Origin of the sequence: uncultured Sanguibacteroides sp. (assembly GCF_900543425.1) — a bacterium.
In the GTDB taxonomy this organism is placed as follows: Bacteria; Bacteroidota; Bacteroidia; order Bacteroidales; family Marinifilaceae; genus Gabonibacter.
Window position 1 is genome coordinate 1 of record NZ_UQRQ01000043.1, and the last position, 9,261, is coordinate 9,261.

At 41.4% G+C, this 9,261-nt stretch carries 4 protein-coding genes and 2 pseudogenes; 1 reads left to right on the top strand and 5 read right to left on the bottom strand.

Going from position 1 to position 9,261, the window contains the following annotated elements:
- A pseudogene (locus QZR76_RS13815) lies at positions 1–299 on the bottom strand (peptidase T); the annotation flags it as partial.
- A gap of 128 nt (positions 300–427) precedes the next feature.
- A complete protein-coding gene (locus QZR76_RS13820) occupies positions 428–2,395 on the bottom strand; it encodes an oligopeptide transporter, OPT family (protein WP_294143388.1) in 1,968 nt (655 codons plus the stop codon).
- A 590-nt stretch (positions 2,396–2,985) separates the two neighbouring features.
- Here QZR76_RS13820 and QZR76_RS13825 point away from each other — a divergent pair.
- Positions 2,986–3,810 carry a tetratricopeptide repeat protein gene (locus QZR76_RS13825; RefSeq protein ID WP_294143389.1) on the top strand — a complete coding sequence of 275 codons (825 nt, stop codon included), beginning with the start codon at positions 2,986–2,988 and terminating at the stop codon, positions 3,808–3,810.
- 70 nt (positions 3,811–3,880) lie between these two features.
- Here the strand turns inward: QZR76_RS13825 and nifJ are convergent, their stop codons facing one another.
- The 3 genes and pseudogenes from nifJ to QZR76_RS13840 form a co-directional block, all read right to left on the bottom strand.
- Positions 3,881–7,414, bottom strand: coding sequence for a pyruvate:ferredoxin (flavodoxin) oxidoreductase (gene nifJ / locus QZR76_RS13830; protein WP_294143390.1), 3,534 nt, complete (start codon positions 7,412–7,414; stop codon positions 3,881–3,883).
- Between the two features lie 131 nt (positions 7,415–7,545).
- On the bottom strand, positions 7,546–8,721 hold the full coding sequence (locus QZR76_RS13835) for an AAA family ATPase (protein WP_294143391.1): 1,176 nt from the start codon (positions 8,719–8,721) through the stop codon (positions 7,546–7,548).
- 126 nt (positions 8,722–8,847) lie between these two features.
- Positions 8,848–9,261 (bottom strand): annotated as a pseudogene (locus QZR76_RS13840) (transcription termination factor Rho); the annotation flags it as partial.

Sequence of the window (9,261 nt, forward strand, 5' to 3'; positions counted from 1 at the left end):
CCATCGTAATTCTCGATGATCTGCGGCTTTATATTAGCGCCACTCATATCCGGGCTGGTATCCACGTGAGAGATGAAACCGATTACCGGACGATCTTCGTACCCCGGGGTTGCCGGAATAGATCCCATAGCATACCCGTGCTCATCCATTTCTACCTCCTCCAATCCCAAACTCTTCATCTCTTCCGTCAAATGCTTTAACAAGACCAATTGCTTGTCCGTTGAAGGAAAAGTCTCGCTATTCTCATCACTTTGTGTATCGAAAGCGACATATTTCAAAAAACGTTCTTTTAGATCCAACATATCGATTTAATTTATTATTTTATATTATCATTCCAAACGAAATAATTCTCGCGATCGCACCCCAATCACTCAATCTTCTAATCCCCTAATCACTGAATCATTCAATCACTGAATCACCTAATCATTCAATCCGTCAGCTTGGCTCTCAGCGAATCCTTAATAAAATAAATGATGATAGCGATATACATCACTACGGCCAAAATTTCAGCACCGCTCCACTCCACAAACCAATCCGCACCGCAGTACTTCAAAATGGCACTGATCACACCCATTAAGGCTCCTCCCGCGATAAATCCGGAAGCGATCAACGTTCCCCGTTCCCGCCGAGATTTATTTATTTGTTCGTCTTTACTACGAGAACCGACATACCAACTGATCAACCCTCCGATCAACAAAGGCGTATTTAGATCCAATGGAATAAACATTCCCAAGGCAAAAGCCAACGCGGGAACTCCGATCATTGTCAAGATCAATGCCAAAGCCGCTCCGGCAAAATAAAGCAACCAGGGAGTCGCTCCACCTTCCATCAAAGGTTTAATTACGGCAGCCATAGCATTTGCCTGAGGAGCTACCAAAGCACCGTCTCCCACGAAACCGTAAGTTTTGTTCAGCACCATCATCACTCCGGCGATAGTGGCTGCAGACACGGCCGTTCCCAAAAACTTCCATCCCTCCTGTTTAGCAGGTGTGGTTCCCAGCCAATAACCGATTTTCAAATCCGTAATGAAACCCCCGGCCATAGATAAGGCAGTACAAACTACACCTCCGATAATCATGGCAGCCGTCATACCGCTTGTTCCGCTCAAACCCGCACTTACTAACACTAATGAACTAAGAATAAGAGTCATCAACGTCATTCCCGATACCGGATTGGAACCCACGATAGCAATGGCATTAGCAGCTACCGTCGTGAACAGAAAAGCGATCACAAACACGATTAAAGTTGCAATAACCGTATGAAACATATTTCCCAGCACTCCAATCTGAAAAAATACGAATATGGCTATTAATGTAGCAATCAAACCGGACAAGATCGTCTTCATCGGAAGATCTCTCTGGGTACGTTCCGTTAGTTCTCCGGCATCCTTTTTTCCTTTCAACTCACTCACGGCCAACCCTAAGGCTTGTTTTATAATACCGGAAGAACGAATAATACCGATAATACCGGCCATTGCAATACCTCCGATACCAATGTGACGAGCATAATTGGTAAATATCTGTTCCGGACTCATCTGACCTATCAACATCGTAATATTTTCTCCCACGGCCAAAGTCTGTCCGTCGGCAAAATAACTGATAAAAGGAATCAGAACAAACCATACCGTAAACGAACCCGCACAAATAAAAGCAGCATATTTCAATCCTACGATATAACCAAGTCCCAATACCGCGGCTCCCGTGTTAATCTTTAACACGACTTTCATCTTGTCAGCCAACAACTCCCCCCATCCCATAATCCGGGTAGAGATCCCTTCCGACCACCAACCGAAAGTACTCACGATAAAATCATATAATCCGCCGATAAGCCCGCTAACAGCCAACAATTTAGCCTGATTTCCTTTTTTCTCTCCCGAAACCAGCACTTCCGTCGTGGCCGTAGCCTCCGGGAAGGGATACTTACCGTGCATATCTTTCACAAAATATTTCCGGAAAGGGATCAATAACATAATACCTAACAATCCGCCGAATAGAGAAGAGAGGAAAATCTGATAAAAATGCGCATCCAATCCCAAGATATAAAGAGCGGGTAAGGTAAATATAGCTCCCGCGACAATAACCCCGGAACTTGCCCCGATCGATTGAATAATGACATTCTGTCCCAACATATTCTTACGCCCCATGACATTACCGACCCCTACCGCAATGATAGCGATCGGAATGGCTGCTTCAAAAACCTGTCCTACTTTTAACCCCAAATAAGCGGCAGCCGCTGAAAAGATAATTGCCATAATGATACCGAATGTCACCGAATATAATGTAACCTCCTGAGGTTTCGACTTTGCCGACATCATAGGTTTGTATTCTTCACCCGGTGCAAGCTCCCGATAGGCATTTTCCGGAAGCGAATTAGGTTGTTTGTTTTCTTGATCCATTGTTTTATAGTAAGTGATTTATTTATTCTGCCCCCAAAGATAATTATTTTAACGAAAAAACAGGAACCGAAACAACCTTTCTCACCCTATGTAACTATTTTAACATACCAATCTTCATACCCTCCCGGGGTTTACAAGATTCCGGTCTCGATCTTTTTGACAAGATTCAAATTCATGATCTCTTTCATTTTATGCCTCAAATGTTTCACTCCTTGATTTACCTACAACCCCATTCTCTTGTTTCCCGACTTTTCCGAATACTTACTTTGAAACAGGCATCTTGTTACTTTATACAAATAAACACTAAAATATAATATCAATTGTATTTTTTTCAAAACCGGACAATGTCGTCTGTTTTGAATGATTTATCAAAATAAAACCCGTTTTTTCCCGTTATTCAACGCAAGAGTTAAACATCTAAAAATGAATTACTTTATCCTTTCAAATATCATTCTGTTCAAACGAATAATCCATTTCATTAAAAAAAGATTTTGAATAATAAAAATTCAAAATATAAATGAAAATATTTTGAAGCATTCTATACTTTTTATAATTTTATACGACTATTAACCCTAACACGCCTTAACTATATGAGATATCTATTTATGATTCTCTTTATGTTTTTTTTCTTTTCGGTTTATGCCCAGAAAGACGTTGAATTAACTCAGGCTGGCATAGAACAAACTCATAAAGGTAATTTTTCGCGGGCAATAACTCTATTTGACAAAGCACTAAAGATCAATCCTAAAAATATAAAGGCTATTTACAACAAAGGATTTATCCGGGAAAATCAAAACCGTTTCGAAGAAGCCGCAGAGCTATACTCCATCATCATCGATCTGGAACCGAAAGATATCTATTATTTCAGAAGAGGATATTGTTATTTTCAATCCCGGCAATACCAGGAAGCACTCGATGATTATAACCTGATGCTAAAAAAATATCCGGATGACAATGATTTACTAATGAAGAGAATCCGGATTTACATTCAGCAAAAACAGTGGAATAAAGTACTTTCGGATTTCGATACTTACCTGGAAAAGGATCCGGACGATTTCATCATACAAGCTAACAGGGCAAAATTACTGATTAACCTGAAAAGAGAAAAAGAGGCTCATACCATTCTGGAAAAACTAATACAAAAATACCCGGATGAGACCATCATTTTGAACAGTTGGGCTTTCTCTTTACTAAAACAGGGTTTAGCCGATAAAGCCTTACAGAATGTAAACAAAGCCCTGAAAATAAAGCCGAGCTATGCGGCAGCCTATATCACAAGAGCTCAAATATTTTTAGAACTGGGAGAAAAAGAAAAAGCATGTAAAGATTACACACAAGCCCAAAAATTAGGTTTCCCCATAGATCAATTAAATAAAGAGAGCATCGCTCTTCTAAACGCCAATTGCAAAAATTAAAAAGCGTTTTCACGATAAAGAAATAGCGCTGTCCAATTTTGAACAGCGCCATCTCGAATTATTGTGAATATTATTCGTTACCGTACTTCATTTCAGCACGACGTTTATAACCTTCATATCTCCACTTGGCATCCCGTTCCGTCATTTCGAACAAACGTTCCGCATCTTCCGGAGCAGCCTTAATTAAGGAGTTATAGCGAACCTCTCCCATCAAGAACTCTCTGAATTTAGAATAATCAGGTTCTTTCGAATCCAATTGGAAAGGATTCTTGCCTTCTTCTTCCAGCATCGGGTTATAACGGTACAGCTGCCAATAGCCACACTCTACAGCTTTTTTCTCCTCAGCCTGAGATTTACCCATACTTGCTTTCAACCCGTGATTAATACAAGGTGCGTAAGCAATGATCAAAGAAGGTCCGGGATAAGCCTCTGCCTCTTTCAAAGCTTTCAAATACTGAGCCTGATTTGCTCCCATGGCAACCTGTGCTACATACACGTAACCATATGAAGCAGCCATCATACCCAAATCTTTTTTCCGTACCCGTTTCCCACTTGCGGCAAATTTTGCAACCGCTCCGACAGGCGTTGATTTAGAAGATTGACCGCCAGTATTGGAATATACTTCCGTATCCACAACCAGTACATTCACATTATGACCACTGGCTAACACGTGATCCAACCCACCGTAACCGATATCATACGCCCAACCGTCGCCACCGAATATCCATTGTGATTTTTTCGGGAAATAAGGTTTCAAAGCTATGATTTCTTTAGCAATAGCCGATGTCTCTTTGGCCATTGCAGCAGACAATTTATCACTCGTTGCCAAAGTTTTATCTCCATCTTCGTAAGCAGAAATCCACTCTTGAGCAGCAGCCTGAGTCTCCGCAGAGAATTGATTCATGTTCTCTTCGATCAGTCTCTTGGCACGTTCACGCAAACGATTAGCACCTTCAGCCATACCAAATCCGTATTCGGCATTATCCTCAAACAAAGAGTTTGCCCAAGCCGGACCGCGGCCTGTCACATTATTTTTGCAATAAGGAGTGGAAGGAGCAGAACCTCCGTAAATAGAGGAACATCCGGTTGCATTAGCTACCATCATTCTCTCTCCGAACAGTTGAGTAATCAATTTAATATACGGGGTCTCACCACAACCGGCACAGGCTCCGGAGAACTCAAACAAAGGTTGTTGGAACTGAGAGTTCTTTACATTGTTCGGTTCCACCAAACGTTTGTAACCGACCTTCTCATCCATATATTTAAAACGAGCAATTTCAGCTTCCTGAGATGCAAGCGGCTTCATAACGAGTGCTTTCTCCTTTGCCGGACATACGTCGGCACAGTTTCCACAGCCCGTACAATCTAACGGAGATACCTGAATTTTAAAATGAAGACCGGCAAACTCTTTACCGATAGCCGGCTTGGAAGCCGTTCCGGCAGGAGCTGCAGTCAACTCAGCCTCTGTCATTAAGAACGGACGAATAGCAGCGTGAGGACAAACGTAAGCACATTGATTACATTGTATACAGTTATTCACTTGCCATTCCGGTACGTTAATCGCAATTCCCCGTTTTTCATAACGAGAAGTTCCGGCAGGAAAAGTTCCGTCCTCACGTCCCGCAAATGCACTTACAGGAAGATCATCTCCGGCCTGGGCGTTCATCACGTCTACCACCTTACGGATAAATTCAGGACGATTCTGATCAGGAGCTGCAACTTCATCTTTCAAGTTTTTCCAATCGGCAGGGATTTCCACCTTAACGACATGCTCACCACCGGCATCCACAGCCGCGTAGTTCATCTTCACGATGGCTTCTCCCTTCGTACCGTATGATTTATCGATTGCTTTCTTCATTTCGCTCACGGCCAATTCATACGGGATCACATTCGTGATCTTAAAGAACGCAGCTTGCATAATCGTATTCGTACGATTACCCAACCCTAATTGCTGACCTAACTTCGTACCGTTAATGATATAAAAATCGATCTCATTCTGAGCTAAATAACGCTTCATTGCATTCGGGAGATGGTTTCCGACCTCTTTTTCATCCCAGATAGAGTTCAACAAGAAAGAACCACCCTTCTTCAATCCTTTCAACACGTCATACATGTGAATGTATGCCGGAACGTGGCAAGCCACAAAGTCAGGAGTCGTTACCAAATAAGTAGAACGGATCGGCTCATCACCGAAACGAAGGTGAGAAGCGGTAAAACCGCCCGATTTCTTAGAATCATAAGCGAAATAGGCCTGACAATATTTATTGGTTGCACTACCGATAATCTTAATGGAATTCTTGTTAGCACCTACCGTACCGTCTGAACCTAAACCGTAAAATTTAGCTTCATAAGTCCCGGCAGAAGTTACTTTTACTTCCGGTTCAACAGGAAGGGAGTGGAAAGTAACATCATCTACAATTCCAATCGTAAATTTATCTTTCGGCTCGTTCATTGCCAGATTCTTATACACGGCAATAATCTGAGCGGGAGTAACGTCTTTAGAACCCAATCCGTAACGACCACCCACGATAACCGGAGCATTCTCTTTACCGTAGAAAATCTCTTTTACATCCAAATACAAAGGATCTCCATTGGCTCCCGGCTCCTTGGTACGATCAAGTACGGCAATTCTTTTTACAGATGCCGGCATTACCTCCATAAAATATTTAGCAGAGAACGGACGATACAGGTGTACTGCTATCATTCCGACCTTTTCTCCTTGGGCTACTTTATAGTCAATCACCTCCCGAATGGTCTCGGTTACCGATCCCATGGCGATAATGATATTTTCAGCATCCTTCGCTCCATAGTAATCGAACGGACGATATGTACGACCCGTGATCTTAGACATCTCTTTCATGTATTCGGCCACAATATCAGGAACTGCATCATAAAAACGATTGGCAGCCTCTCTTGCCTGGAAGTAGATATCCGGATTCTGAGCAGTACCCTTGGTCACAGGATTTTCCGAATTTTGAGCTCTATCGCGGAATTCCTGTAATGCTTTCATATCTACCAACCCGCGCAAATCATCCATATCGATCTCTTCTATCTTCTGTATTTCATGAGAAGTACGGAATCCATCGAAGAAATTCAAGAAAGGTACTCTGGATTTTATAGCAGTTAAATGAGAAACGGCTGAAAGGTCCATTACTTCCTGAACGGAACCGGAAGCCAACATGGCAAAACCGGTCTGACGAGCGGCGTAAACGTCTGCGTGATCACCGAAAATAGAAAGAGCATGAGCTGCTAAAGCTCGGGCACTCACGTGGAAAACGCACGGAAGTAACTCTCCTGCAATCTTATACATATTCGGAATCATCAACAACAAACCTTGAGACGCCGTATAAGTAGTCGTCAAAGCTCCCGCTTGCAAAGAACCATGAACAGCTCCGGCAGCTCCCGCTTCCGATTGCATTTCAACCAAGCGAACAGTTTCGCCAAACATATTTTTTCTTCCTTTAGCAGCCCATTCGTCAACGTATTCAGCCATCGGAGACGAAGGAGTGATCGGATAAATACACGATACCTCACTGAACATATAGGCTATATGCGCAGCAGCAGCGTTACCATCACAGGTAATAAATTTCTTTTCTTTTGCCATTTTTTTAAACATTAACTAACAATCATTCATTCCTCTGAAAACAGGATTCAACACCTGAAAAATACCGAAGCCCTCTCCGTCCAGCGTGTGATCTCATTTTCAACTTTTATATTACACTATTTATTTAAACATCAATATACAAAACCAGTAAGCCATAAAGGTACAATATTTTTCTTCCCCCGTTCTATCATATCCGTCATTATTATTAAATTATCCTTTATTCGCCTTTTATCTCCCTCCTGTCTCAGAACAATATCATAACGTCCGTTTACCAGAAAATCCGCATTCTCCGAATAATTCAACCTGGCTATAGGACATAACTGACTAACTAAAAAAGTTTTTCTGACCGTAGCGGCATCCGTATTATCCAAACATACGGCATTCAATAAATTGGGATTATGAAGGTATACCTGATTGGGTTTCAATCCATTCTCATCATCACTTTCCTTGTCAAACAACAAGGTCAGCAAACGGGCATTTTTCATATAATGCAAATAATTAAGCACCGTAGCCCTCGATACTCCGATCTCATGGCTCAGCTTGCTAATATTTACATTGTTATTATCATTTGCCACAATATAAAGCAATTGCTTCAACTTGGTCAAATATTTCAATTCTATTTGGTTATTATACGGAATATCAAACTCTAACGTTAAGTTTATATTCTTCAATAAATAATCGATATGTGATTTTTCTTCCAAATAGATGGGATAATAACCGTATTTCAAATAATTCCCGAAATGAGCTAATGGACGTACCCGGGCTAAAATATCCTCTACAATCTCTTCGTGATGTTCAAGAATCTCTTCAAAAGCAAATACAGGAAATTTATGCCCCGTTTCCAGTTCCAGAAATTCCCGAAAAGACAACCCGCTCAAATTATACATCTCCACGATACCTTGAAGGTATTTATTGGATTTAATCCGCACGATAGAAGAAGCCGTAAAAACAATCCGCAATTCAGGAAAATGATCGTAAGCTTCCCTCAACTCTTTATCCCAATTGGGATATTTATGAACTTGATCCAACAACAATACCTTCCCCCCTAATTTATAGAAACGTTCCACGAAATGGAACAATCCTTCCGTTGCAAAAAAAAGATTGTTAATATTCACGTAAAGGCAAGAAGGATCATCCTCATAATGTTCTTTACAAAAAGCCAGTAGAAAGTTTGTTTTTCCCACACCACGACTCCCCTTTATTGCAATCAAACGGGCACGACAATCTATTACATCCAACAGCCCCCGACGGATAGTGGAAGTTCTCTCCTTCAATAGAATATTGTGTGTAATTCGTAAACTCTCCATCTCTCTTTTTTTGCAATGCAAATATAATAAAAAAAGATGCATTTTGTAATCTACATGTTACAAAACATAGAAAAAGCGGGTTAAAAGAATTTTTAACCCGCTTTTTTATCTTATAAGTCATAAGAATCACTTATCGTTCATGGAAATCAGGAATTCTTCATTGGATTTGGTTTTTTCCAGGCGATCCTTCACGAATTGCATAGCTTCAACGGAATTCATATCCGTCAAATAATTACGCAATATCCAAATACGATTCAACGTATAATCGTCCAACAAGAGATCGTCGCGACGCGTACTGGAAGCCGTAATGTCCACGGCCGGATAAATACGACGATTGGACAACTTGCGATCCAATTGCAACTCCATGTTACCCGTTCCTTTAAACTCTTCAAAGATCACGTCATCCATTTTCGATCCGGTCTCTGTCAAAGCCGTGGCTAAGATTGTTAACGATCCGCCATCTTCAATATTCCGGGCCGCCCCGAAGAAACGCTTCGGCTTATGCAATGCATTTGCATCCACACCACCGGAAAGCACCTT